Annotated in this window: 25 protein-coding genes; 11 read left to right on the top strand and 14 right to left on the bottom strand. The window is 72.6% G+C overall.

Translation table 11 applies throughout. The features are described from left to right. The first annotated feature begins 430 nt into the window (after positions 1-430). Both ABEB03_RS22590 and ABEB03_RS22585 read left to right on the top strand, forming a co-directional pair. Positions 431-805 carry a helix-turn-helix transcriptional regulator gene (locus ABEB03_RS22590; RefSeq protein WP_345652696.1) on the top strand — a complete coding sequence of 125 codons (375 nt, stop codon included), beginning with the start codon at positions 431-433 and terminating at the stop codon, positions 803-805. A 10-nt stretch (positions 806-815) separates the two neighbouring features. Further along, the gene (locus tag ABEB03_RS22585) at positions 816-1,232 is read left to right on the top strand and encodes a VOC family protein (protein ID WP_345652207.1); all 417 of its coding nucleotides are present in this window, start codon (positions 816-818) and stop codon (positions 1,230-1,232) included. A gap of 83 nt (positions 1,233-1,315) precedes the next feature. On the opposite strand, the gene ABEB03_RS22580 is transcribed toward ABEB03_RS22585, so the two are convergent. Continuing rightward, positions 1,316-1,993, bottom strand: coding sequence for a DUF2238 domain-containing protein (locus ABEB03_RS22580; protein ID WP_345652204.1), 678 nt, complete (start codon positions 1,991-1,993; stop codon positions 1,316-1,318). 202 nt (positions 1,994-2,195) lie between these two features. On the opposite strand from ABEB03_RS22580, the gene ABEB03_RS22575 reads away from it, so the two are divergent. The 4 genes from ABEB03_RS22575 to tgmB all read left to right on the top strand — a co-directional run bounded on the left by ABEB03_RS22575 (position 2,196) and on the right by tgmB (position 5,655). Further along, a complete protein-coding gene (locus ABEB03_RS22575; protein WP_345652201.1) occupies positions 2,196-2,903 on the top strand; it encodes a TetR/AcrR family transcriptional regulator in 708 nt (235 codons plus the stop codon). 85 nt (positions 2,904-2,988) lie between these two features. Continuing rightward, complete coding sequence (locus tag ABEB03_RS22570) at positions 2,989-4,143, top strand: FAD-dependent oxidoreductase (protein ID WP_345652197.1); 1,155 nt, start codon at positions 2,989-2,991, stop codon at positions 4,141-4,143. A 351-nt stretch (positions 4,144-4,494) separates the two neighbouring features. Further along, complete coding sequence (gene tgmA / locus ABEB03_RS22565) at positions 4,495-4,686, top strand: putative ATP-grasp-modified RiPP (RefSeq protein WP_028804150.1); 192 nt, start codon at positions 4,495-4,497, stop codon at positions 4,684-4,686. 15 nt (positions 4,687-4,701) lie between these two features. Then, positions 4,702-5,655 (top strand): ATP-grasp ribosomal peptide maturase, encoded by a 954-nt coding sequence (gene tgmB, locus ABEB03_RS22560; protein ID WP_345652186.1) that lies wholly within the window; start codon positions 4,702-4,704, stop codon positions 5,653-5,655. A gap of 130 nt (positions 5,656-5,785) precedes the next feature. Here the strand turns inward: tgmB and ABEB03_RS22555 are convergent, their stop codons facing one another. Together ABEB03_RS22555 and ABEB03_RS22550 are read right to left on the bottom strand one after the other, a co-directional pair. Continuing rightward, positions 5,786-7,387 carry a serine/threonine protein kinase gene (locus tag ABEB03_RS22555; protein WP_345652183.1) on the bottom strand — a complete coding sequence of 534 codons (1,602 nt, stop codon included), beginning with the start codon at positions 7,385-7,387 and terminating at the stop codon, positions 5,786-5,788. 153 nt (positions 7,388-7,540) lie between these two features. Beyond that, entirely contained in the window at positions 7,541-8,752 is a 1,212-nt protein-coding gene (locus ABEB03_RS22550) for a 4-hydroxybenzoate 3-monooxygenase (RefSeq protein ID WP_345652180.1), read from the bottom strand. A 463-nt stretch (positions 8,753-9,215) separates the two neighbouring features. Here ABEB03_RS22550 and ABEB03_RS22545 point away from each other — a divergent pair, with 463 nt between their 5' ends. After that, positions 9,216-10,652: a serine hydrolase domain-containing protein gene (locus ABEB03_RS22545; RefSeq protein WP_345652177.1), complete on the top strand. Its 1,437-nt coding sequence runs from the start codon at positions 9,216-9,218 to the stop codon at positions 10,650-10,652. A gap of 158 nt (positions 10,653-10,810) precedes the next feature. Next, positions 10,811-11,278: a hypothetical protein gene (locus ABEB03_RS22540; RefSeq protein ID WP_345652174.1), complete on the top strand. Its 468-nt coding sequence runs from the start codon at positions 10,811-10,813 to the stop codon at positions 11,276-11,278. Between the two features lie 165 nt (positions 11,279-11,443). Here the strand turns inward: ABEB03_RS22540 and ABEB03_RS22535 are convergent, their stop codons facing one another. Together ABEB03_RS22535 and ABEB03_RS22530 are read right to left on the bottom strand one after the other, a co-directional pair. After that, positions 11,444-11,728 carry a hypothetical protein gene (locus ABEB03_RS22535; RefSeq protein WP_345652171.1) on the bottom strand — a complete coding sequence of 95 codons (285 nt, stop codon included), beginning with the start codon at positions 11,726-11,728 and terminating at the stop codon, positions 11,444-11,446. A 192-nt stretch (positions 11,729-11,920) separates the two neighbouring features. Further along, positions 11,921-12,136: a hypothetical protein gene (locus ABEB03_RS22530; protein WP_028804144.1), complete on the bottom strand. Its 216-nt coding sequence runs from the start codon at positions 12,134-12,136 to the stop codon at positions 11,921-11,923. Between the two features lie 165 nt (positions 12,137-12,301). Between ABEB03_RS22530 and ABEB03_RS22525 the strand changes: the two genes are divergently transcribed. Continuing rightward, the gene (locus ABEB03_RS22525; protein ID WP_345652166.1) at positions 12,302-12,793 is read left to right on the top strand and encodes a VOC family protein; all 492 of its coding nucleotides are present in this window, start codon (positions 12,302-12,304) and stop codon (positions 12,791-12,793) included. Between the two features lie 64 nt (positions 12,794-12,857). Here the strand turns inward: ABEB03_RS22525 and ABEB03_RS22520 are convergent, their stop codons facing one another. The 7 genes from ABEB03_RS22520 to ABEB03_RS22490 form a co-directional block, all read right to left on the bottom strand. Further along, positions 12,858-13,208: a UBP-type zinc finger domain-containing protein gene (locus tag ABEB03_RS22520; protein WP_345652163.1), complete on the bottom strand. Its 351-nt coding sequence runs from the start codon at positions 13,206-13,208 to the stop codon at positions 12,858-12,860. Beyond that, on the bottom strand, positions 13,205-14,647 hold the full coding sequence (locus tag ABEB03_RS22515) for an ATP-binding protein (RefSeq protein ID WP_345652159.1): 1,443 nt from the start codon (positions 14,645-14,647) through the stop codon (positions 13,205-13,207). Before ABEB03_RS22515 ends, ABEB03_RS22520 begins: the two co-directional genes overlap by 4 nt. Then, positions 14,644-16,320, bottom strand: a complete 1,677-nt coding sequence (locus ABEB03_RS22510; protein ID WP_345652155.1) for an NAD(P)/FAD-dependent oxidoreductase — start codon at positions 16,318-16,320, stop codon at positions 14,644-14,646. Before ABEB03_RS22510 ends, ABEB03_RS22515 begins: the two co-directional genes overlap by 4 nt. Before the next feature lie 96 nt (positions 16,321-16,416). Continuing rightward, complete coding sequence (locus ABEB03_RS22505; protein ID WP_345652152.1) at positions 16,417-17,691, bottom strand: DUF4032 domain-containing protein; 1,275 nt, start codon at positions 17,689-17,691, stop codon at positions 16,417-16,419. 166 nt (positions 17,692-17,857) lie between these two features. Next, positions 17,858-18,727, bottom strand: a complete 870-nt coding sequence (locus ABEB03_RS22500; RefSeq protein ID WP_345652149.1) for an N-formylglutamate amidohydrolase — start codon at positions 18,725-18,727, stop codon at positions 17,858-17,860. Between the two features lie 66 nt (positions 18,728-18,793). Then, a complete protein-coding gene (locus tag ABEB03_RS22495; protein WP_345652146.1) occupies positions 18,794-19,246 on the bottom strand; it encodes a Crp/Fnr family transcriptional regulator in 453 nt (150 codons plus the stop codon). Positions 19,247-19,322: 76 nt separating this feature from the next. Beyond that, the gene (locus tag ABEB03_RS22490; protein WP_345652144.1) at positions 19,323-20,540 is read right to left on the bottom strand and encodes an MFS transporter; all 1,218 of its coding nucleotides are present in this window, start codon (positions 20,538-20,540) and stop codon (positions 19,323-19,325) included. A 247-nt stretch (positions 20,541-20,787) separates the two neighbouring features. Between ABEB03_RS22490 and ABEB03_RS22485 the strand changes: the two genes are divergently transcribed. Continuing rightward, entirely contained in the window at positions 20,788-21,774 is a 987-nt protein-coding gene (locus tag ABEB03_RS22485) for an ArsR/SmtB family transcription factor (protein WP_345652141.1), read from the top strand. Between the two features lie 27 nt (positions 21,775-21,801). Here the strand turns inward: ABEB03_RS22485 and ABEB03_RS22480 are convergent, their stop codons facing one another. Continuing rightward, on the bottom strand, positions 21,802-22,605 hold the full coding sequence (locus ABEB03_RS22480) for a VOC family protein (protein ID WP_345652138.1): 804 nt from the start codon (positions 22,603-22,605) through the stop codon (positions 21,802-21,804). Positions 22,606-22,849: 244 nt separating this feature from the next. Further along, entirely contained in the window at positions 22,850-23,065 is a 216-nt protein-coding gene (locus ABEB03_RS22475; protein WP_345652135.1) for a DUF4177 domain-containing protein, read from the bottom strand. A gap of 165 nt (positions 23,066-23,230) precedes the next feature. Between ABEB03_RS22475 and ABEB03_RS22470 the strand changes: the two genes are divergently transcribed. Next, positions 23,231-24,829: an aminotransferase class V-fold PLP-dependent enzyme gene (locus ABEB03_RS22470; protein WP_345652132.1), complete on the top strand. Its 1,599-nt coding sequence runs from the start codon at positions 23,231-23,233 to the stop codon at positions 24,827-24,829. Positions 24,830-24,832 lie beyond the last annotated feature (3 nt).

The raw sequence follows: 24,832 nt of genomic DNA, 5'->3' as shown, positions 1-24,832 counted from the left end.
CGTCGGCGTGGTCGCGGCGACGTCCCCCTGTCTACCTGATCCGCGCCGTCCGCGGGGGCGCTACGGGGCGGGCCCCGATCGCCGGGCGGTCCGGGTCGGCCCGCCGCGGCGCGTCGGGCCCCCGTCCGCGTCGCGGACGGCACCGCCGCGGACACCGTACGGCTGCCCGGTCGGCTCCTCGTCGGATCCGGCCGGTGGCCGGGACCCGCCGGAAGACCTCGTCGAGGTGCGCGACGGCCACGGCGATCACGCTAGCCGCAGCACTGTGACCGGGGCTTCTCCATTCCTGACCGGTCCGGCCGGCTGCTCCCGTACGCCCGCTCCGCGGTCCGTATCGCCCCGTCGTCCGTCCCGGGCGCTGTGGCACACTCATCGGGTGAAACGGCAGGATCTCGACGACCTCGTCCGGCTGCGGAGGGCGCGCGACCGGATGGACCGCGACTATGCCGAGCCGCTCGACGTCCCGGCGCTCGCACGCGACGCCCTGATGTCGTCGGGCCACTTCTCCCGCAGCTTCCGCGCCGCCTTCGGCGAGACGCCGTACAGCTACCTGATGACCCGCCGCATCGAGCGGGCCAAGGCGCTGCTGCGGCGCGGCGACCTCACGGTGACGGAGGTCTGCTTCGCGGTCGGCGGTACCTCGCTGGGGTCGTTCAGCTCGCGCTTCACCCAGCTGGTCGGCGAGAGCCCGAGCGCCTACCGCGGCCGCAGCCACGATCACGCGGCCCCCATCCCGGCGTGCATGGTCAAGATCCATACGAGGCCCGTCAGGAACGGAGAAGCGAGCCCCGCCGCCCGGCCGTAGCGTGAGCGCCATGGATATCAGGCTCTCCCAATGCTTCATCGCCGTCGACGACCACGACAGGGCGATCGCCTTCTACCGCGACGTGCTCGGCCTGGAGGTGCGCAACGACGTCGGGTACGAGGGGATGCGCTGGGTGACCGTCGGGGCTCCCGCACAGCCGGACGTGAACATCGTCCTGGAACCGCCCGTCGCCGACCCGAACGCCTCACCGGCCGACAAGCAGGCCATGGCCGAGCTGATGGCGAAGGGTCTGCTGCGCGGCGTCATCTTCGCGACGGACGACTGCGACGCCACCTTCGAGCGGATCAGCGCCGCGGGCGGCGAGGTGCTGCAGGAGCCGATGGACCAGTTCTACGGCGTCCGCGACTGCGCGTTCCGCGACCCCGCCGGGAACCTCCTGCGGTTCACCCAGCCCCTCGCGAAGTAGGCCGCACCGACGGTCCGCCGTCCGCCCGGTCGCACTTGCCGTGTGCACGGCTTGAGGGCGGCGAGCCGGCCTCCCCGTCTCCCTCACCGCCCCCGCGGCTTCGCGAGGGCGGTGAGCCCGCGGTCGTGCAGCCGGCTCAGCACCAGGACCGAGACGGTGGCGCCGATCAGGGCGCAGAACATGTCCCACTGGGTGTCCCACACATCGCCCTGGGTGGCCAGGAAGTCGTCGGCCGCGTGCCCGCCGATCACGGCCGCCGCCCACTCGAACATCTCGAAGACCGCGCTGAAGGCGAGACAGGCGCACACGGTCAGCGGCGCCAGCCAGCGACTGCCGCGCAGCGGTGACGTCCGGCTGAGCAGCTCCCGCACCAGGACGGCCGGCACGAAGCCCTGCATGAAGTGCCCGAACCGGTCGTACGGGTTGCGGTCGAGTTCGAGCGTGTCCCGGACCCAGTCGCCCAACGGCACCTGCGCGTAGGTGTAGTGGCCTCCCACGGCGAGCACCAGCGCGTGCGCCGCGAGCAGGCAGTACAACAGGTTCGTCAGCGGGAACCGGCGCCGGGTCAGTACCACCAGCGGCAGTCCGACCAGCACCCACACGGTCTCCAGCAGCCAGGTCGTCGGGTCGTGCGGACGCAGGCCGGAGAGGGCCAGGCCGGCCACGACGACCGCGACGAGCACGGCGGGGAGCGTGCCGCGCGGCACGCGTTCGCCGGATTCCGGCAGGCGGGCGGGCAGGGCGAGAAGAGAACCGGGCATGCGTGGGCTCCTTGGGTTCCGGGTGGCCCCATGGTGGTCGGGTGCGGAGGCGGGGGCATGAGTACGGCTACTCAGCCCGGATCTGTGCAGCGGAGCGCCGACGCCGGCCGCTGCCGACCCTCGGGAACGCGGCGCGGCCGCGCGGAGCGAACATGTTCGTCACGTACTTGTTCGCAACGAACATGTTCGTTACCTTGGAGGAGTGACAGAACAGAACAGCCCCCGCCCCAGCCGTCGCGAGCGCCCGGCGAAACCGGCCCTCACCCGGGACGGGATCATCGGGACCGCCGTCGCGCTGATGCGGGCCGAAGGCCTCCAGCGCGTCACCATGCGTCGCCTGGCGCAGGAGCTCGACACCGGACCGGCCTCGCTCTACGTCTACGTGCGCAACACCGCCGAGCTGCACGCGGCGGTTCTCGACGACCTGCTCGGCGCCGTCGACCTGACCCCCGTGGGCGCGAGCGGCGACTGGCGGGACCGGCTCGTGCGCGTGCTCACCTCCTACACGAACGTACTGTTCGAGCACCCGGGCCTGGCCCGCTCGGCACTGGTGGCCCGCCCGTCCGGTGAGCGCTACCTCGATCTGCTGGACGCTCTGCTCGCCCTGCTCGGCGAGGGCGGAGTTCCCGGCGAGCGGGCCGCGTGGGCGGTCGATCTGCTGCTCCAGTTCGCGACCTCGACCGCGGCCGAGCACGCCGCGGGGGAGAAGGACCCCGCGGACGCGGAAGGCGAATGGGCGGCGCTCGCCGCGGCGCTGCGTGGCGCCTCGGGGGAGCGGCACCCCCATGTCGCCGCGCTCGGCACCGAGTTGCTCTCCGGACCCGGCGAGGCCCGCCTGGACTGGGGCTTCCAGGTCCTGATCAACGGCGTCCTGCACACGCCCAGGCCCGGGACGCCGGACACGCCCTGACCGTGCGGCCCCCGGCCGTCGTCGCCCTTCGTCATGTCTCACCGTCGCCTCGTTCCGACGGTCACCCCACACAAGGAGCCTTGTCATGTCCGCACTTCGTCATCACCCCATAGCCGTGATCGGCGCCGGTCTCGGCGGCCTCACGCTCGCCCGCGTCCTGCACCTGCACGGCATCGCCGCCGCCGTCTTCGATCTCGACGCCTCGCCCACCGCCCGCACACAGGGCGGGATGCTGGACATGCACGAGGAATCCGGACAGGCCGCACTGCGGTTCGCGGGTCTCCACGAGGAGTTCCTCACGGCCGTGCACGCCGGCGGCGAGGCGATGCGCATCCTCGACAAGCACGCCACCGTCCACATGGAGGACGACGGTGCGCAGGGCGAGCGGCCCGAGGTCTCCCGGGGTGTCCTGCGCGACCTGCTGCTCGGCTCCCTGCCGGACGGCACCGTGCGCTGGGGCGCCAAAGTCACCGGTGCCCGCACGCTCGACGACGGCCGCCACGAAGTGACGCTGGCCGACGGCGAGTCGTTCACCGCCGACCTGCTGGTCGGCGCCGACGGCGCGTGGTCGAAGGTGCGCCCCCTGCTCTCGGGCGCCGTCCCCGAGTACGCGGGGGTCTCGTTCGTCGAACTGCACCTCCTCGACGCCGACGTCCGGCACCCGGCGAGCGCCGCCGTCGTCGGAGGCGGCATGCTCTTCGCGCTCGGCGACGAGAAGGGTTTCCTCGGCCACCGCGATCCCGACGGCTCGCTCCACGTCTACGCGGCCCTGAGGGCGCCCGCCGGCTGGGCCGCCTCCGGTGCCCTCGACTTCGCGGAACCCGCCGCGGCCAGGAAGGGTCTGCTGGAGCACTTCGACGGCTGGGACGACCGCCTGCGGGCACTGATCGCGGACGCGGACGGCGCGCTCGTCCCGCGGCCGATCCACGCGTTGCCCGTCGGTCACCGCTGGGAAAGGGTGCCCGGTGTCACTCTGCTCGGCGACGCCGCGCATCTGATGTCCCCGTTCGCGGGCGAGGGCGCCAACCTCGCCATGCTCGACGGCGCCGAACTCGCCCGCGCCCTCGCCGCCCACCCCGGCGACGTCGAGAGGGCGCTGGCCGCGTACGAGGCGGAACTCTTCCCGCGCTCCGAGTCCGCGGCCCACGAGTCGGCGGCGAACCTCGCGCTCTGCTTCGGCCCCGACAACCCGCGGGCCCTCGTCGCCCGGATGAACTCGTACCGGCACGAGACAGTGTGACGGTGCGCCAACTCCCGCTCACACAGCGGGACATGTCGATGGACGGCTGATTTTCCGGACTCAAGAAAAGTTCCCGGAAGCGGGAACTGTTCAGGGAGGGTGCTGCGTTCATGTCACTGAGGATGAAGCTTTGGCCGAAGGTTTGGGTGTGAGAAGCGCACGCGCGGACCGGATCAGGGCGGACCCCCGAGTGACAAGCAAGCGGCAAACCCAGCAAAACGGAAACGAGCAAGCCGGAAACGACGCGATGTGATGGCCTTCACCCCGATGTGGCAGAAAGTGATGAATTCCTTACGGTCATGACACGTACGGGTGGGCGTCGAGCATTGTGAAACGGCGGGAGGATCTTTCGTGCGACCGTTCACCCTCAACTACGCCTTGCCCACAGGGCAGTCGGCCGCAGTGCCCCCCTACCACTTCGACGTGTCCCTGCAGTTGAACGTCCTGCCCGACGGCCGACCCGCCGTCAGCGACCGCGCGCTCCTCATGGCCACCGGAACCACCACGTCCACGGCCGGTTCACAGACTCACTTCGACGACTGACGGCCGCCCGCGCGCATGACGGTCCTCATTCTCACGGCAGAGCAGGACGTCACCGCCGACATGGTGGTGGCCAGACTGCACGAACGGGGCGTGCCGATGGTGCGCCTCGACCCCGCCGACGTGCCCGGCAAGGCGGTGCTGTCGGCCGACTACGCCCACGGCGACTTCGACGGCTATCTGTCGGTCAACGGCCACGTGCTCAGCATGGGCGGCCTGCGATCGGTGTGGGTGCGCAGGCCGGGCGAGCCGGCGGCGCACGCGCCCGAACCCTCGGCGTGGCTCACCGCGGAGACGCGGCAGGCTCTGTTCGGCATGCTCTACTCCGCCTCGACCCGGTGGATGAACCACCCTCGCCGGGCCGAGCAGGCCCGGCACAAGCCCTGGCAGCTCCGGGTCGCCCACAGCAGTGGCTTCGCGGTGCCGGCCACCATCATCACGACGGCACCCAAGGTGGCGAAGCAGTTCGTCGAGGAGTACCGGGACGTGGTGGTGAAGTCCGCGTCGGGCCCGCCTCCGGGCGAGCCGCCGGTGGCGCTGCCGACCACCCTCGTCGGGCCCGGAGCGGACTTCACCGGAGTCGCCGCGGGACCGGCGTTGTTGCAGCAATACATCCCCAAGCGTGCCGACATCCGGTTGACCGGTGTGGGCACCCGGCTGTTCGCCGCCCGCAAGGCGGCGGTGCCGGGGCAGGTCGACGGGCGGTTCGGCGAGACCGGACACACCTGGGAGACCACCGCGGTGCCCGAGCGCATCGCCCGGTCGGTCCACGACTACCTGGCCTTCACCGGACTCGCCTACGCGGCCTTCGACTTCGCCGAGGACGAGGACGGCGTCTGGTGGTTCCTGGAGTGCAACCAGGGCGGTCAGTTCGGCTTCGTCGAGCTGGAGAGCGGTCAGCCCATCGCGGAGGAGGTCGCGCTGTGGCTGTCGCAGCGACGACCCGATCCACGTACGTCCAAGCCGCGTTGACGCACCTCGGACGTGGGCCGCGGCCGGGACTCCTCGTTCAGGGCCTGCGTCCGAGGAGTCCCGGTCGGGGCCTGCGTCCGAGGAGTCCCGGCAGGGGCCCACGTACCGGGAGCGTGCCGGAGGACCCGGGTCACGGCGAAGTCGGCCGGAAGGACTGGAGGAACACCTCCAGCGCCCGCCGGTTGGCTTTGCTCTCCCAGTCGTCCGCGGGAGTCGTCCACCTCAGGGAGAAGCCCATGCGCCCGCCGAGGAGGAAGCCCCGGCCGAACGTGCGCTCGCGGACGCCTTCGGACTCCGAGAGCCACTCCATGTCCGCGCCCTTTCGGCCGCGGTAGTCCACGGCCCGGATGTCACCCACCCGGGCGTAGCCGCTGGAGTCGCCGCGCAGCGAAGGCTCCAGCGCGCTCCACACCGCGACGGGATCGGGACCCAGACGCGTGCTGTAGGTGACGGCCAGGGTGCGCGGGTCCCCGCTCGCTCCGAAGGTGACCCGGTAGGACCCGTCGGTGGACTTCTCGGTGCCGCGCGGCTTCCAGCCCTCGGGAAGATCGACGGCGAACCCCTGCGGCGCCCGGTACGTGGCGAAGCCGGCCGGTGTCCTCCCGCCGGCGGTGGCGGACGGGGACGGCGAGGCCGGCCGGCCGGGGAGCGAGGAGCGTCCCGTGGGTGTCCCCGACGGGTTGCCGGACGCGGATCGGGAGGGACCGGCACCGGATGCCGACGTGTCGCCGCCCGGCAGAGCGCCCGCCGCGGTCAGCGCGGCGAAGCAGACGACGGTCACGGCGAGCGCCCCGCCCAGCAGGACCGGCCGGCTCACCCGCCGGCCGCGTACGGTCCACCCCGCACCGCTGCGGGGCGGACCCGGTGGGCTGAAGAAGACGTGCGGCGGGACCGACTGTGTCGTCGTGTCGACGCCCTCGTCCTTGAGGACGCGGGTCAAGGACTCGCGTACGACCGGCTCGGGAACCCGCTCCAGCGGATCCCTGCGCAGCAGCCCCTGGATGGCAGGTCCGAGCGGGCCGGCACTGAGCGGGGCCCTGATCGGGAGCCGGTCCACCGCGCGGAGCGTGGCGTCGAGCCGTCCCCGGTCCCGGATCGCGGGCCGCCCCTCGACCAGCGCGTACATGATCGCGCCCAGGGCCCACAGGTCCGCGGCCGGCCCGGTGCCCTCACCACGGGCCTGCTCCGGAGAGGCGTACGCCGGTGCCGTGACACGCGGCGAGCCGGTGGCGCCCATCAGCCCGAAACCGCTGAGCGTGACGGTGCCGCGCTCGTGCAGGCACACCTGCCCGGGGCTGAGATCCCCGTGCGTCACACCCTCCCGGTGGGCGGCCGTGAGGACGTCGAGGAGGTTCAGGCCGATGCGGGCCGCCCGGACGTAGTTCACGGGCCCGTGTCCGAGCAGCTCGGACAGCACGGTGCCCTCGGTGCGCTCGGTGACCGTCCACACGCAGTCGTCCTCCTCGAACACGTCGAGGACCGTGGCAACCCGGCCCGGACAGATCGTCGCCAGCAGTTCGGACTCGCGCAGGATGCGACGGGCGGTGAGGTGCTCCGCCTCCTCGCGCCGGTGTTCCGGCAGCCGCGACCGGGTCAGGGTGACCGGCCGTCGGAACTCGACGTCCTGGCCGTGCCAGCCGACGCGGCCCTCCTCCCCGTGGGCGACTTCGATCAGCCGGTACCGTCCGGCCACCAAGTCGCCCGTGGAGTCCTGCACCTCGACCATCGTCATCCCTCGCTGCACACCGGGCTGTCGCTTTCCCGGAAGTACGGCGGGTATGACATGGAGTGTTCAACGGTGGGCGGCTTCGGAGCCCGGTTTCTTCCGCGGACCGCTGCTGCCGTCCGCGCGTGCGAAGAGTTCAGGCCACCGTCGCACGCCGGTTCACCGTGCCACGCCCTTGCCGATGTAGGAGTTCGCGAAGGTGGTCGCGGCGGCGGGCGAGCCCAGGATCCGCCTCAGCCGCGCGCCCGCGGACCCGGCCCGGTAGGCGTCGCCGGACGACGGCCCGTGCAGCAACTCCGCGAGCCACTGCGAGAATTCCTGGTACTCCCAGACACGTCGCAGGCTCGCACCCGAGTACGCGTTCAGCCCGCTGTCGTCGCCCGCCGTGCAGTGGGCGACGAAAGCGTCCGCCAGGAGCAGGGCGTCGTGCAGCGCCAGGTTCATGCCCTTCGCGGCGATCGGCGCCACCAGGTGCGCGGCGTCGCCCGCCAGGAACAGCCGGCCGTACGTCATGGGTTCCACGACATAGCTGTGCATGTCCAGCACCCGCTTCTCGATGAGCCGGCCCTCGGTGAGCGCCGGCGCGCCCGCCACCGACAGCCGGGTCCTGAGCTCCGACCACACCCGTGCGTCCGGCCAGTTCTCCGGATCCTCGCCGGGCCGGACCTCCAGGTAGTAGCGGGTCACCTCGGGGCTGCGGGCCATGTGCGCGGCGAAGCCGTTCGGGTGGATGCCGAAGACGACGCAGTCGGAGGACGGCGGCGCTTCGGCGAGCAGCGCCAGCCACCCGACGCCGTAGTCGTACCGGGCGAGCGATCCGTGCTCCTGCGGCACACTCGTTCGGGTCACCCCGCGTGCGCCGTCGCAGCCGGCGACGAACTCGCAGTCGACGCGCCGGCGTTCGCCCGTCTCCGGGTCCGTGTAGAGCACCGAGGGCCGGTCGCCGTCGAGGCCGTGCAGGGCCACGTCCCGCACGCCGAAGCGGATGTCGCCGCCCCGCACGTCGGCGTACTCGCGCACCAGGTCGGTCACCAGCAGGGGCTGCGGGTACACGAAGTGGCGGTCGCCGGTCAGCTCGGCGTACCGGAACCGGTGGCGCTCGCCGTCGACGCGGAACTCGCACTCGCCCTGGGCCTGTGCCCGCTGCACGAGCCGCTCGGCGAGCCCTCTCTCCTGGAGGGCGCGGACCGCCCACTCCTCGATGAAGCCGGCCCGGGGCCGCTGTTCGATGAACTCACGGCTCTCGGTCTCCAGGACCACGCAGTCGACCGAGGCGGCGCGCAGGATGTTGCCGAGGGTGAGTCCGGCCGGTCCCGCGCCGATGATGACGACCGGGACGCTCTGTACGGATGTGGGGGAGGGGGGAATCACCCCAGCATTATGACGGTGGCCCGTCAAGCGTCGTCATCCCCCTTGGCGGTGGACCGAGTTGACACGACCATGTGTGCGGCCTCACCTGCCTGGGGGTGAGGGGATCGCCAGCGGGGCTCGCCGTGCGGGCCCCGCGAGCGTCGGCGAGGTCTGTGGTGTGGGTGACGGGAGTGTCGGCAGGGTCTGCGGTGCCGGTGACGGGAGTGCGGGCAGGGTCTGCGGTGCCGGTGACGGGAGTGTGGGCAGGGTCTGTGGTGCGGGTGACGGGAGTGTCGGCGGGGCCTGTGCTGCCGGCGAGGGGATCCTCCGCGGCGCTCGCGGTGCGGGCGGCGGGATCCTCGCCCGCCATGGACAGGTGTGAGTCCGCCCCGGAAAGATGTGGCATGCACGCGGTACTGCTTCATCATGTCGCGGTTCCCGCGGCTGGACCCAGCCCACCGTCCCGAGACCGGAGGCCGCCCGTATGAGCGCCCGTCCACTGCCTGTCAGCACGCCCGCCGAACAGGGAGTCGACCCGGCGGGCATCCACGCGTTCCTCGACGCCGTCGAGGCCGCCCCGGACATCGAGCCGCACGGCCTGATGATCCTGCGCCACGGCCACGTCGTCGCCTCCGGCTGGTGGGCGCCGTTCACGCCCGATCGCCTCCACCTGCTCTACTCGGTCAGCAAGAGCTTCACGTCCACCGCCGCTGGATTCGCCGTCGCCGAAGGGTTGTTGAACCTCGACGACCCGGTCGTCTCGTACTTCCCCGAGTTCGAGGCGGACATCACCGACCCGCGCAGCCGGGCCATGCTGGTGCGCCATGTCGCGGCCATGGCCAGCGGCCACCTGGCCGAGACCCATGACGAGGCGGTGCGGCACGACCGACAGGAGATCGTCCGCGGATTCCTGCGCATCCCGCCGGACCGCGACCCCGGCACCGTCTTCGCCTACAACCAGCCCGCCACCTACACGCTCGCCGCGATCGTGCAGCGGGTGAGCGGCCGGACGCTGACCGAATACCTGCGGCCCCGGCTGTTCGACCCGCTCGGCATCGGCGAGGTCGCCTGGCAGCAGCACCCCGCGGGCCGTGACCTCGGCTTCAGCGGCCTGCACGCCACGACCGACGCGATCGCCCGGCTCGGCCAGCTGTACCTGCAGGACGGCGTCTGGGAGGGGCGGCGGCTGCTCCCGGCCTCGTGGATCGCCGAAGCCACCCGCGCGCACGTCTCGAACGCGGACGGTACGGCCGAGGGAGCGCAGTCCGACTGGCAGCAGGGATACGGGTTCCAGTTCTGGCGGTCCCGGCACGGCTACCGCGGGGACGGGGCGTTCGGACAGTTCTGTGTCGTCCTGCCCGAGCACGACGTGGTGATCGCGACGACCGCGGCGACCGAGCAGATGCAGGACCTGCTCAACCTGATGTGGCGGCACCTGCTGCCCGCCTTCGGCCCCGCCCCGCTTGCGGGCGGGCAGGACGACGGGCTGGCGCGACGCCTCGCGCGGCTCGCCCTGCCGCCGGTGAAGGCGCATCCGGAACCCCCGGAGCGGGACGCCTGGGCGGGGACGGTGTTCGCCCCGGCGGGCGGCACCTGCGCGGCCCAGTGGAGCCTGACCACCGTCACCGTCGAGCGCGACGGGGCCGACTGGTGCCTCACGCTGTCCGAGGGGGACAAGCCGCTCGGACTGCGGCTCGGTGCCGACGGCTGGCGGGTCGAGCCCGGCCGGGTCCCCACCGCGGTGAGCGGGGGATGGGCCGACCGGAACACCCTCGTGGCCGACGTGCTGTTCCTGGAGACCCCACACCGTCTGACGTTGACCTGTTCGCTTCCCGAACGGACCTTCACCGTGCGGTGGCACGCCACCCCGCTGGGCGGCGGCCGGCTGCGGTCGCTGCGTGCCCCCGTGACCACGCCCTGACGGCCCGGCGGAAAACGCCAGGCCGCGCCACCCCTTCCGCCAGGTAGAAATATCTACCAACATGCATATGCCGAGGGCCTGATGGGCGACCGCGGGCCGCCAGGTCATGTTGGTCCGCCGCGCTCTGCGAGTGCGGCGGCACGTCCCGGGGGTGGTCCATGACGAACGCGATGTGGATGCAGAGTGTGGAGTGGCTCGCCGCTGCGGCCACGGATCCCCGGGCCTGCAAGCGAGAGTGGGACCAGGGCAACGGCGGCGTGCTGCTGGAGGCCGGGCGTTTCTGGGACGTGGTCAGCGTGCCGGAACCACTGGGGCTGCTCGCCCTGGACATCCTGTGGTGCGAACCGTTACGGGTCCCGGGGCCCACCCTGGTGGACTCCGCGGCCCGCCGGGTCGGCTTCTTCCTGCCGCCCGATCCGGCCAGCCACTGGGTGGGGGACGGGCTGCGCCACCTCGGCCGCGGCTCGTGGATCGCCGTGCCACCGCCGTACAGGTCCGCGGGACCGCTGGAGTGGATCATCCCCCCGGACGGGACCGGCGCGCTGCACCTCGCCGTCCCGCTGGAGCTGGCGCTGCGTCAGGCCAACGGAACGCTCGCCGTACTGGAGCCCCTCGGCCAGGACTAGGAGGTGTCGTCCGGGCCGGGCCGGGCCGCGGCGCCCGGCACGGCACCTCGCCGCGTCGTCGTCCCACCCGAGTACGCCCGGTACGCGGGTGAGGCTCCGCCGTGCGTTGCACCGCACCGGACGCCGCGACCTGATCCGGCCCGACCCGAACGACACCCCCTGGGGTCACCAGCCGGGCAGACCCCGGGGAACGGGCACGGCGGGCACGGGGGTCGCTGCGGCCACGGACTCCACCTCGTCCTTCTCCGGGACGGGTGCGGCGAAGGAGGCCCACACCACCTGACGGATCGCACGGCGCTCCGGAACCCCCCGGCCCTCGGCCCGCCATTCCGCGACGAGCTGGGCGTAGATCGGCGGATGGCCGCGCTGGTCGTCGATCGCCTCGGCGTACGGGCGGGCCGTGCGCCCACCGGTGGGGACGGGCCGCAGGGCTGTGTGAGTGCTGTCCATGTGGGGGCAACGCGCGTGTACACGCCGGTGGTACGCGACGGTGGCACCACCCACCGGGTCGGGTGAGCATGCCCCCCGTTCGGAGCAACGCGACCACCCCGTCGGCCGTACCCGCGCCGCAGCGACACGCCGGTTCCGGCGGTGCGCGGCCGGTCATGGCGCGCTTCCCCGCCGCCTCGCGGTGCCGAATTGCTACGCGGCCCCGTAGTAGTGGGCCTGGCCCCCGCGCCACTGCACCCACGACGGGTCGTCGAGGACGTCCTCCGCGTCGGGCAGGCCGGCCCTGCCGAGCAGTTCCATGAGGTCCTCGTCCGAGAAGGCCACGCCCAGATTCTCGCCCCGCGCGGTCACCTGGCGGCCGCTGGTACCCAAGGCCGGGTGCACGATCAAAGGAGCCCGTCCGGACATGTTTCCAGGATCGTCCCGTGCGCCGCGGCCCGCATCCGGACGGAGTCGTCGGAACGCCTCCGCGGCGCGTTCTTGACGGGGAGGGCCGGCGGGAGGTCTAGAGTGGCCGCAAAGTGGTTGAATTCCCCAACAAGTCGTCGTCACTTCCCGTGTGAGGAGTTTCCGATGAGTGCGGTGGACCTGGCAGCGATCGAGGCGGAACGCCGACGGATCAGGGACGCGCATCTGCAGGAGGACAGGCCCGCCAGCTCGGCCCGGGGCGTGCACCACGTCGCGCTGCTCTCCTCGGACGTCGAGCGGACGGTCCGGTTCTACCAGGGCGTTCTCGGCTTCCCCCTCACGGAGATGATCGAGAACCGCGACTACAAGGGCTCCACGCACTTCTTCTTCGACCTCGGCCACGGCAATCTGCTGGCCTTCTTCGACTTCCCCGGTCTCGATCTCGGCCCGTACCAGGAGGTGCTCGGCGGACTCCACCACCTGGCGATCTCGGTCGATCCCGCCACCTGGCGACAGCTGCGCGAGCGGCTGGACGCCGCCGGGGTCGAGTACGCCGAGGAGAGCAGCACCTCGATCTACTTCCGTGACCCCGACGGGGTGCGCGTCGAACTGCTCGCCGAACCGCTCGGCGAGATGTACGGCGCCTCGGTCCTCTGAGGCGCGACAGGTTCCGGCGTGCCGCGTGCCCCGGCTCGGCCGGGGCACGCGGCAGACCGCCGACTCAGCGCAGCGTCTCGGCCCAGTTCGCGGGAACGCGTCCGGCGGGTCCGGGCGTCGGCTGGTCCGCCGGGTGGCACACCGGGGGAGCGAGGTCGGGCCCCGAGTCGAACAGCTCCGACGTGTCGTAGTTCCAGAACCAGTCCTCGCCCGGCTCGAAGCTGCGGATGACGGGGTGCCCGGTGCTCTGCGCGTGCGCGGTGGCGTGCTTGGACGGGGAGTCGTCACAGCAGCCGATGTGGCCGCACTGGGCACAGCGCCGCAGATGGAACCACCATCCGCCCACGGCGTCGCAGTCGCCGCAGCCGGTGCCGCTCGGCGGGACGGACGGGTCGATTCCGTTCGGCGTGGTCATGGTGACTCCTGTGGGGTGTCCGGTGCCGTCAGCGGCAGTCGTACCTGGAAGCGGGTGTCGCCGGGCACGGACTGCACCTGAAGGCTCCCGTGGTGCTTGTTCACGACGATCCGCCACGAGATGTCCAGGCCGAGCCCGGTACCCTCACCCACCGGCTTGGTGGTGAAGAACGGGTCGAAGATGCGGTCACGGATCTCCGCCGGCACCCCGGGCCCGGTGTCGCCGAACTCGACGAGCAACTGGTCCGCGTCGTGCGCGGTGCGCACCGTCAGCGTGCCCTCGCCGTCCATCGCCGAGACGGCGTTGTCGATGAGGTTGGTCCACACCTGGTTCAACTCGCCGGGATAGGACGGGACCCTGGGCGCGCCGCGGTCGTACTCCTTGACGACCTTGATGCCGGAACCCATCTTCCCGGACAGCATCATCAGCGTGCTGTCGAGCAGTTCGTGCACATCCGCGACCTGGTAGGGCGCCCGGTCGAGCTGCGAGTACTGCTTGGCCGCGTCGACGAGGTGCGAGATGCGGGTGGTGGAGTCCGCGATCTCGTTCATCAACAGCTCTGTCTCGACGGTGTAGTTGAGCCACCCGATGGCGCCGGGAAGGATCTCCTCGTCGACGGCCGCGGCGATCTGCTCCAGCCAGTCGACGTCGAGGCCGCCCTGCACGAACGTCGGGGCGATCTGCCAGCCGCCCGTGAGGCCGTGGTCGTCGAGCCAGTCGGTGAGCGCGTCCTCCCGGTCGGAGGCCTCCAGCGGGCTCAGGGACGGCGCCTTGGCGACCCGCTCGGCCGTCCGCTCCTGGATCTCGACGAGCGTCTTCAGCGCGTCGCGCTGATAGGGCCCGGCGGCGATGACGCCGAGCTTGTGCCGCATGTGCGCGACCCGGTCCCGCAGCGCCGAGGTGGCCCGCACGGCCGCCGCGGCAGGGTTGTTGAGCTCGTGCGTGAGGCCGGCGGACAGTGAGCCGAGCGCCAGCAGCCGCTCTCGCTGGTTGATGGTCCGCTGGGTGTTCTGCGTGCCGAAGAACATCCCCTCCAGCAGATGGACGGCCATCGGGAACCAGTCCCGCAGGACCGCGGCGAACGTCTCCGCGGGCAGCACGAAGAACCGCGACGGCTCCGTGACGCGGACGGAGCCCTTGTACCGGGCCTGTTCCCCGCCGGTCAGATAGGCCTGCATGGCCCCGGAGTACGCCCCCCGCTGGGAACTGCGGTTGATCTCCACGTCGTCGCCGCCGACCCGGCGCGACATCACCAGGGTGCCTTCGAGGAGCACGAAGAAGCAGGTGGCGGGCTCGCCCTCGCGGTAGACGTCGCCGGGCTCGAACTCCTCGACCCGGCCCTCCCGGCACAGCCGGTCCAGCTGCTCCGGGCTCAGCTTCTCGAACAGGAAGAGCGTGCCCAGCTCCGCCGCGTCGCACGGCAGCGGCCGCCCGCTCACGACTGCTCCAGATAACGGTGGACGAGCATGACGGCCATGGCTCCCTCTCCGACGGCGGACGCGACCCGCTTCGCGGACTCGGCGCGGGCGTCTCCCGCGACGAACACGCCGGGCACATTGGTCTCCAGGTGGTACGGCGGCCGGTCCAGCTCCCAGCCCCGCGGCGGCTGCCCGTCGGGCGTCATGTCCGGGCCGGCCATGATGAAGCCGCGGCCGTCCCTGAGCACGGTCCCTTCCAGCCAGTCGGTGAGCGGGGCCGCGCCGATGAACACGAACATCCACTGGGCGTCGACGAGTTCGGTGTGCCCGCTCGTCACGTCACGCAGCGTGAGCTGCTCCAGGTGGTCCGAGCCGTGCGCCGCCTCGACGACCGTGCCGGTGCGCACGCTGATGTTGGGTGCTTCGTCGATCTGCTGGATCAGGTAGTGCGACATCGACGCGGACAGCGAGTCGCCGCGCACCAGGATCGTCACGGACTTCGCGCCCCGTGCCAGGTACATCGCGGCCTGGCCGGCCGAGTTCGCGCCGCCCACGATGTACACGTCGTGGCCCTGGCAGGCGGCCGCCTCGGTCAGCGCGGAACCGTAGAAGACACCGCAGCCCGTCAGGTCGTCGAGGCCGGGCGCCTCCAGCTGCCGGTAGGACACACCGGTGGCGAGGATCACCGAGTGCGCGGAGATCGCGGAGCCGTCCGAGAACCGGATGGTGCGCGACGCCCCGGTGACCTCCAGTGCGGTCACCTCGCGCGCGGTGAGGATCTCCGCGCCGAACTTCGTCGCCTGCCGCCGCGCCCGGTCGGTGAGCTGTGCGCCGGACACGCCGTCGGGGAAGCCGAGGTAGTTCTCGATCCGGGAGCTCTGCCCCGCCTGACCGCCGGTCGCCGAACGCTCCACGAGGACCGTCCGCAGCCCCTCGGACGCGCCGTACACGGCGGCGCCGAGCCCGGCCGGGCCGCCGCCGATGACGACGAGGTCGTAGAACTCCGCGGTCGGTGTCGTGGCCAGCCCGACCTGTGCCGCGAGATCCGGGTCCTCCGGCTCCACCAGCGGCGTGCCGTCCGGTGTGATCACGAGCGGCAGGCGGTCCCCTTCCTGCCCGGCCGCGCTCAGCAGCCGCTGCCCTTCCGGCGTGTCGGACGAGTACCAGCGGTACGGCACCTGGTTGCGGGCGAGGAACTCGCGGACCCCGGAGGTGCGCGCCGACCACCGGTGTCCGACCACCTTGCAGGTCGGCACGGGGCGGTAGTCACTGGCCCGCCAGGCGTCGAGCAGGTCGTCGAGGACCGGGTAGAGCTTCTCCTCCGGTGGGTCCCAGGGCTTGAGCAGGTAGTGGTCCAGATCGATCACGTTGATCGCGTCGATCGCCGCGTTCGTGTCGGCGTACGCGGTCAGCAGCACCCGGCGTGCGCCGGGATACACGTCGAGCGCCTGTTCCAGGAACTCGATCCCGTTCATCTGCGGCATCCGGTAGTCGGCGAGGATCACCGCCACCTGGTCGCCGCGCAGCTTGAGCTCCCGCAGCGCGTCGAGACCCGCGTCCCCGGACTCGGCGCGCACGATACGGTGCGTCTCGCCGTAGCGGCGCCGCAGGTCGCGGGCGACGGCGCGCGACACCCCGGGATCGTCATCGACGGTCATAATGACGGTCCGCGCTGGACTGGCGGCCTGTGCCATGCGTCTCCCACCCCGAGCAGGTTCCATGCCTCCGGCCGCGCGGACGCCCCAGGGGGTGCCGGTGGCCGATACACGCCCAATCGTATGTACGATCGGTCACCTTTGCTCAGGAACCGGCAGGGCGCGGCCGGACTGCGCGGTGTCCGCCTGCGTCGGAAGCCCCTCGCGGACCTTGGGCAGGATGTTCGTGACGTAGTCCTCGACGGCGGTGTCCAGGCCGATGTCGTGCTGTGCGCGCTCGGACAGGAACCAGCGGTGTTCGAGGAGCTGGTGGTAGATCTCGGCCGGGTCCATGGAGCCGCGCAGCTCCGGCGGGACGGCCCGCACGGTCGGCCGGAACACGTCCCTCACCCAGCGGTGGGCGAGCACTTCGGGCCGGGCCGCGAGGGGGTCACCGGGGGCGTAGTCGTCCTGGGTGGCCATCCAGCTCTCCAGGTCGTTCAGGAGCCGGCGCGCCTGGTTCTCCTCGGTGTCGAGGCCGGTCAGCCGCAGCAGTTGGCGCTGATGGTGGCCCGCGTCGACGACCTTGGGCACGAAGGTGACGGTGTCGCCGTTGCCGGAGCTCGCGATCTGCATCTCCGCGACGTCGAACCCGAGGTCGTTCAGGCGGCGGATGCGCCGGTCGATGTAGTGGTGCTTGCCCGCCGGGTACACGGAGGTACGGGTCAGCTCCTGCCACAGGCCCCGGTAGCGGGCACAGATCTCCATGCCGAACTCGATCGGGTCCACCGACGGGTGCAGCGCCCCGGCCGCCTCCAGGTCCAGCAGCTCACCGCTGATGTTGACCCGGGCGAGATCGAGGTCGTACTCCCGCTGCCCGTCGCTGAGCTGCGGATGGAGCTCCCCGGTCTCGGCGTCCACCAGGTACGCCGCGTACGCACCGGCGTCGCGCCGGAACAGCGTGTTCGACAGCGAGCAGTCGCCCCAGGCGAATCCGGCCAGGTGCAGCCGCACCAGCAGCACGGCGAGGGCGTCCATCAGACGGTGCATGGTCGCGGGCCGCATCGTCGTCTCGAACATGGACCGGTACGGCATCGAGCCGCCGAGGTGCCGGGTGATCAGCACGGACTCCAAGGGATCGCCCGCCGCGTCGGTGCGGCCCGTGACGACGGCCAGCGGGTCGACCGCCGGGATCGTGAGCCGGTCCAGGCTGAGCAGCAGCCCGTACTCGCGCACGGCCGGCCGCTCGGCGAGCTCCTTGACGGCCACCACCTCGTCGCCGGCGCGCGCGTAGCGCACGACGTGCCGGGAGATGCCGCGGGGCAGGGGCACCAGGAGATGCTCGGGCCACTCCTCCAGAGGGAGCTGCCAGGGCAGTTCGAGCAGGAGCGCGGGGTGCTCCGGATTGGTGGCGCTGATCTGGAAAGCCATCGCTGGGCTGCCCTCACCTCACGGTCGAACACTGTTCCGGCCCCAGCATCTACGAATGATCCAGGCGACGGAAGACGGAGCGGGCAGCGACCGGCATATCCCGTGCCTCCCCCATCCGTGACCAGGCGTTCGCTCACGCCGGCCCCAGGGGCGGGCGGCTCCCCGGCTACCGCCCCACGGCGTCCACGAGCGCCGTCAGCGCCGAGGCGACGCGGGCGAACCCAGGGCCTGCCGGGCCTCCCGGTTCGCTCATGTACACGTCCCGCCGGATCTCCACCATCAGCGCGGCGACGTCGGGCTCCCGCTCGTAGTGGCGCAGCGGCACATAGGCGCCCGAGAACGGGCTGTCCACGCCCACGCCGCCCAGGCCCGCGAACGCCTTCTCCGCCAGGGCCACCAGCTCCGGCGGCGTGTGGAAGGCGTCGGTGCCCAGACACACCGGCGGGCGCGGGCCGTCGCCGTGCAGCTCGTACGGCAGTCGGGCGGTCGGGTACGAGTGGACGTCGATGATCACCGCGCGTCCGGTGGCGGCCAGCCGGTCGGCCACCGCCGCCGTCATCGCCCGCGCGTACGGGTGGAAGCAGCGCTCGATCAGCGGCCGCGGATCGACGTCCGCGCGGCGCAGCGGCGCCCGGTGCGTGGTGCGGGTGTAGACCGCGCCCATCCCGACGGCCAGCATCTCCTCCCGCTCGTCCGGAAAGCGCTCCGGGTCGACGACCAGACGGCTGAGCCGGTTGACGAACCGCCACGGCGTCAGCTGCGCCGACTCGGCCGCGGCGGCGGCCAGTTCCGCGGTGTGCGCGTCCGTGATGTGGTCCAGCTCGCGCTCGAGGGCCTCGTCGTCGAGCACGATGCCCTCGCGCACCCGTGGCGGTACGCGCCGTGAGGAGTGCGGGACGTGCAGGAGCACGGGTGAGTGGGCCGCTCCGGGGAGGAGCTCGAAGGGGGCCGGGGCGTCCAGCGTGTCCGGGCCCTGGGCGGGGGCCGGGGTGCCGGGAGAGGCGGTCGGGTCCGAGGTGCTCAGGGTGTCGTTCATACGAGATTCCTATCCCAGCCGGGCCGGGCCGGGCCCGTCCGGACCGTGTGCCCGCCCGGGCCACGCTCAGTGGCCGCCGCCGTGGCGCGCGTAGTGCTCGATGAGCGCCGCGCGGGTCGTCTCCAGCCGGTGGGCCAGGATGGCGCCGATCGTCCGGGTCAGCGACAGCTCCAGCGTCGGGTCCGCGTCGCACAGGGCCCGCACGTCCGCCGCGTCGAACTCGTAGGCGCGTACGGGGCTGAAGGCCTCGGCACCGAAGTCCCAGGTGTGCGGCGGGAAGAGCCACGACCAGCCGAGCAGGTCACCGGGGCCCAGGGTCGCGACCGAGATCCGTCTGCCCGCGATGACCTGCTGGAAGAGGGAGACCGTTCCGGAGCGGACCACCCAGAAACGGTCGGCGGTTCCCCCTGCCTCGAAGATCCGCCCGTCCGCGGGGAACGACACCTCGCGGGCCACCCCCATCAGCTGTTCGCGATGGGCGGGGGAGAGGGCGGGCAGGAGCCGGAGAGCACTGGGCATCGCGGACCTCCATCGCGCCGCCGCGCGACCGACGGGTGCGGCGGCCCGTGTCGTACCGGTGGTGTCCCGTCACCCTCTATTGGAGCCCGATCCGCGGATTCCGTCGCGCCGTGGCGGCGGCGGGGCCGTCGTGACGGGCCCGCACCGGCCACGTCAGCACCGTGAGTGCCAGGAGCGTCAGCACCCCGCCGACCAGGAACGTTCCGCGCACCCCGACATGGGGAAGGAGGGCGCCCCCGGCCAGTGCGCCCGCGGCGACGCCCGCGTTGAACGCGGCCGAGTTCGCGGCCAGCGCGAGTTCGGTACGCCCTGGCGCGTACCGCAGCACCTGACTCTGCGTGGCCATGAACACGGGGCCCACCGACGCGCCGAGCAGCATCAGCATGCCCACCGTCACCGCCCGGCTGTGCCCGCCGCCCGCGTACAGGCCGAGCAGCGCCGTGGCCTGGGCCGCCACCGGCACGGTCAGCGTGGCGCGTGGGAAGCGGTCGAGCAGCGGCCCGGCCGCCGTGACCCCCACGATCCCGGCCGCCCCGAACACCAGCAGCAGCGCGCTCACCGAGCCTTCCGGGAAGCCGGCCACCTCGTCCAGGAAGACCGCGACGTAGGTGAAGCCCGCGAAGGCCCCGGTGACGGAGAGCGCCGTGGTCGCCAGCACCACGGCGAACCGCCGGGCGTCGGGAGCGGCCCCGTACGCGGCATGCCCCTCCTCCGGGCGCGAGGTGGGCAGCGCGACGGCGATCGCCACCAGCGAGGCGAGACCGAGTGCGCCGAGGACCAGGAAGGGCACGCGCCAGCCGCTGTGCCCGCCGAGCCAGGTGCCCGCCGGAACCCCGAGGACGGTGGCCAGCGACCCTCCGACGGACAGCAGCCCGATGATGCGGCCGCGCTGCTCCGGCGGGAACAGCCCCACCGCCACGGGGCCCATCACCGCCCAGAACAGTGCCTGGGCGAGCGCGGTCGCGACGCGGGCCGTGAGCAGCACGCCGTACGAGACGGAACCGAGCGCCGACACCCAGCTGGCCAGCACGAGCAGGCCGAGCAGGCCCGCGAGCAGGTGACGGCGCGGCACCGAACGGGTGGCGTGCGCGGCGGGCAGCGAGACGACGGCCACGGTCAGTCCGTAGCCGGTGACCAGCAGCCCCACGGACGCCGCCGGCACCCGCAGGTCCTCCGAGATGAGGGTCAGCAGCCCGACCGGCAGGTTCTCCGTGGTGTTGAAGGTGAAGGCGGCCAGCATCAGCGCCGCGACGACGACGGACCTGCGCCGGGAGGTGGGTCGTGCGCTCGCCATCCACGGGCCTTTCTGCGGGGGACTGCCGAGGACCGGGGCCGTTGCGGCCAGGGCAAGCGTGCGGGCCCCTCGCACAGCCCTCTACTGTTTCGGGTGCAGCCGAATCGCTCCTGCCGGACAGCGCCGTGCCGCTGCTTCCGGATGCGGCCTCCCGCCACCCCCGGGTGCGGGCGAGCCGTGCTCGCGGACGGCGGCCGAAGCACCCGCGAGCCCCGCCGACGGACTCACCGGTACACAGGAGGCCCCCTTGCCGTTGACCCTGCGCCTGGGCACCGACGACCTCACCCGGTGCCGGTTCGCGGTGTCCCCGCTCTGCCAGACCCATGAGGCGCTCCGCCTGCTGCGGCGGCCGGCACGACACGCCTTCCACCGGGACTGGCTCCGGCGCGCACGAGGCGTCGTCGCCGGCCTGGACCTGTCCGAGCTGTGGCTCTACTTCCCGCGCAAGGGCGGCTACACCCCGGACTTCCTCGGACCGCCGCCCGAGGCACCGGACGGGTCCATCGAGGAGGAACTGGCGCGGATGCGGGCCACCGACCCGGCCATGGCCCGTACGGAGCTGGCACGGTCCCTCGCCTGCACGCCGGGCGCGGCCCGCACCCCGCATGGACGGGCGGCGCTGGACGACCCGGCGGCCGCCGTACGCCGGCTCGCCGACCTCACCGAACGGGCCTGGCAGGCGCTGCTCGCACCGGACTGGGCACGCCATCGCGCCTTCCTGGAGGCCGACATCGCCCACCGCACCCGGCAATGGGCCGAAGGCGGCCTCGAAGCGCTCTTCGGCGACCTGCACCCGGAGATCGGCTGGGCCGACGACACCCTCACGCTGCGCACGTACCCGGACCACGCGGAGGCACAGGGGGCCGACGGCCGCGGCGTCCTGCTGATGCCGAGCGTGTTCGTGCGCCCCGACGTGGTGAGCGGCTTCGCCCGGCCCTGGCAGCCCACGGTGATCTATCCGGCACGCGGCGCGGCGGGTTCCGGACCGGCGGGCGCCCAGGCACCGCGCGCCCTGGCACGGCTGCTCGGGCCGCACCGGGCGGCGATCCTCGCCGGGCTCGCCGCGCCCGCCTCGACGACGGCCCTGGCCGGCCGGCACGGGCTGGCCCCCTCGTCCGTCTCCGCCCACCTGTCGGTCCTGCGGGAGGCGGGACTCGTGGCGCCGCACCGCCGGGGCTACTACGTCCTCTACGCGCGCACCACGCTCGGCGAAGCGCTGGCGGCCGGGGCCTGAACCCCTCGCGGCAGGGAACGACGCCCCCTAGATGTTGCCCCTCAACGTCACCGTGAAGTGCGCGCCGTCCGGGTCGGTGAGGACCGCGTCCGTCGAGCCGACGCCCTGCTGGTGGGCCGTGCCTCCGTTGGCACGTGCCGCCCGCGCGCACGCCTCCACGTCGGAGACCGCGAAGTGGATCTGCCAGTGCGGCCGGATGGTGGGATCGGGCGCGGCGCCCACCGCCCCCGAGTGGATCCGGGCCACGACGTCGCCGCGACTGCGCAGTACGACCTCGTTCTCCTCGTAGTCGACCTGGCAGCAACCCGGGGAGGCGGACGCCCAGCCCAGGACTTCCCCGTAGAAGATGGCGGCGTCGAAGGCGTCCCTGGTGTGCAGCCGTACGAAGGCCGGAGCCGCGTGGCGCCAGGCCTCCCAGCCCGAGACGAGCTCACCCTCCCAGATGCCGAAGACCGCCCCGTCCCGGTCGGCCAGCAGCGCGGCCCGCCCGGGCGGCAGGGAGATCGGTCCCACCGCGGTCGTACCCCCGCGTTCCTGGCTGCGGGACACCGTCTCGTCCGCGCTCGACACGGCGAAGTACGGGATCCACGCGACAGCCGTCTTCGCCACGAAGTCGACCTCGGAGACGCCCGCCACGGGAATCCCGTTCACCCGGGCCACCCGGTACTGATCGCCCATCCGGGTGCCGGAGCGCCACTCCCAGCCCAGCACGGCACTGTAGAAGGCTTCGGCGGCCCGCAGATCGCGTGTGGTCAGGCTGACCCAGCACGGTGCGCCGAACACCGACCGACTGGTGACGACCTCACGCTTGAGTGTTCCGTCGCTCTTCATGCCGTACCGTCCTGACCTCACTGGCCGGCAGCGGTCGCGGGCGGTGCCGGCCGAGGCCCCGGCACACGTGGGCCGAAGTCCCCGGCCTGCGCCGGCCGAGGCCTTCGGTGTGCCGTGCGGCATCAGCCCAGCCGTAAGAGGCCTTCCGCGCGGAAGGCCTCCGACTGCGTCAGTAGCACCTGCGGGTCCGCTGTCCCATCGACTCCAGCATCCCCCGCCTCGGCTCCGCGCGCACCACGCGGCGCTATTGGCGGGGCCGCTCGAAGGTCAGGAGCAGCCCCTCGACGGCGCCCGGACCTATCCGGCCCTTGACGTCGGCGGAGGTGATCGCCTTGAGCGCCCACCCGTCCCCGGCGTGCTTGTTCAGGACCTTCTCCAGCTTGTCGCTGTCCAGCGCGTCACCGATCAGCGACTCACGGAAGGTGACGACCTTGTACTCGTAGGTGTACGGGCTGCTCATGGCTGCGGTGCTCTCCTGCGTGTCGGGCGGCATGGCCGGGCCCACCCAACCACGCCTGCGCGCCGTGGCACAGAGCCGGACCGGGCGCGCACGCATACCTTGGGTGAAGCCTTACGTGGTGCCGGGCCGCGGCACGCGTCCGACCGGCCCGACCGAGGGGGACACATGGAAGAGTCACGGACCAGCAGCCACATACCGGGCGCCGGGGGAACCCCGGAACCGACACGTGACGCGGGGGACGGCCGCGCACAGGACACCACCGACACCACGGACGCCTCCGGCGACGACGGCAGCGGCACCTTCGCCCGGCTGCGGGAGCGCGAGTTCGGCTATCTCGACGAAGGCGGGCACACCTACCTCGACCACACCGGTGCCGGGCTTCCGCCGCGTTCGGTCGTGACGGGAAGCGCGCGGCGGATCACCGGAGGGCTGTTCGGCAACCCGCACTCCGAGAGCCCGGCCTCGCGCGCTTCCGGCCGACTGCTGGCCGACGCGCGACGAGCGGTGCTGCGGCATTTCAACGCCGATCCCGCCGAGTACGCGGTGATCTTCACGCCCAACGCGACAGGGGCCCTGCGGCTGGTCGGCGAGGCGTATCCCTTCGCGCGCGGCAGCAGACTCGTGATGTCGCTGGACAACCACAACTCGGTGAACGGGCTGCGGGAGTACGCGCGGGCCCGCGGCGCGGCGACGGCGTACGTGCCGGTGAGCGGGCCCGGCATGCAGCTCGACGCGAAGCGGATGCGGGCCGCCCTGTCCGCGGGGCGCGGGCTCGGCTTACCGTCCGGCAGGCTCCGTCCGTCGCGGGAACGCGCCGGGACCCGGCCGCGCCCGCCGTTGCGGGGCGGGGCGGAGGGCGCCCGCCCGCGCGGGCTGTTCGCCTACCCGGCGCAGAGCAACTTCAACGGGGTGCAGCATCCCCTGGAGTGGATCGAACGAGCGCAGGAGCGCGGCTACGACGTCCTCCTCGACGCGGCCGCCTTCGTCCCCGCCAACACCCTCGACCTGGCCCGGTTCCGTCCGGACTTCACGGTGGTCAGCTGGTACAAGGTCTTCGGGCACCCGACCGGTGTCGGCAGCCTGATCGCCCGCCGGGAGGCGCTCGCCCGGCTGCGCCGCCCCTGGTTCTCCGGCGGCACCATCTACGCGGTCAGCGCCCAGGCGCAGTGGCACGTCCTCGCCGACGACGAGGCGGCCTTCGAGGACGGCACGGTGAACTTCCTCGCCATCCCCGACGTGACGGCCGGGCTGGAGTGGATCGACCGCATCGGCATGGACCGCGTGCACGCCCACGTCACCGCCCTGACCGGCCGGCTGCTGGCCGGCCTGCGGGGGCTGCGGCACAGCGACGGCTCCCCAATGGTCCGCGTGTACGGCCCCGAGAGCGGCGTGGCGGCCCGCGGCGGAACGGTCGCGCTGAACCTGCTCGGGGCGGACGGCCGGATCGTCGACGAACGCATCGTCACGCGCGACAGCGCCGCCCGCGGCATCTCCCTGCGCACCGGCTGCTTCTGCAATCCGGGTGCCGGGGAGGCGGCGTTCGCCCTGCCGCTGCGCCGGCTGCGCTCGGCCGCCCGCCGGCGACTCGGCTCGCTGGAGGACTACCTGGACCTGCTCGGCCTGCCGACAGCCGGCGCCGTCCGGGTCTCACTGGGTGTGTCGTCGCAGCCCAGGGACATCGAGACATTCCTGGACTTCGTGACGGAGACGTACCGGGACCGGGTGCCGGGGGTCGCGGGGCTGGCCGCGCGGGTGGGCTGCTGAGGC

It is taken from the genome of Streptomyces siamensis, assembly GCF_039543605.1.
Taxonomy (GTDB): domain Bacteria; phylum Actinomycetota; class Actinomycetes; order Streptomycetales; family Streptomycetaceae; genus Streptomyces; species Streptomyces siamensis.
Note: the sequence above shows the minus strand (reverse complement) of the source record. Positions and strands in the feature narration are given on the sequence as shown.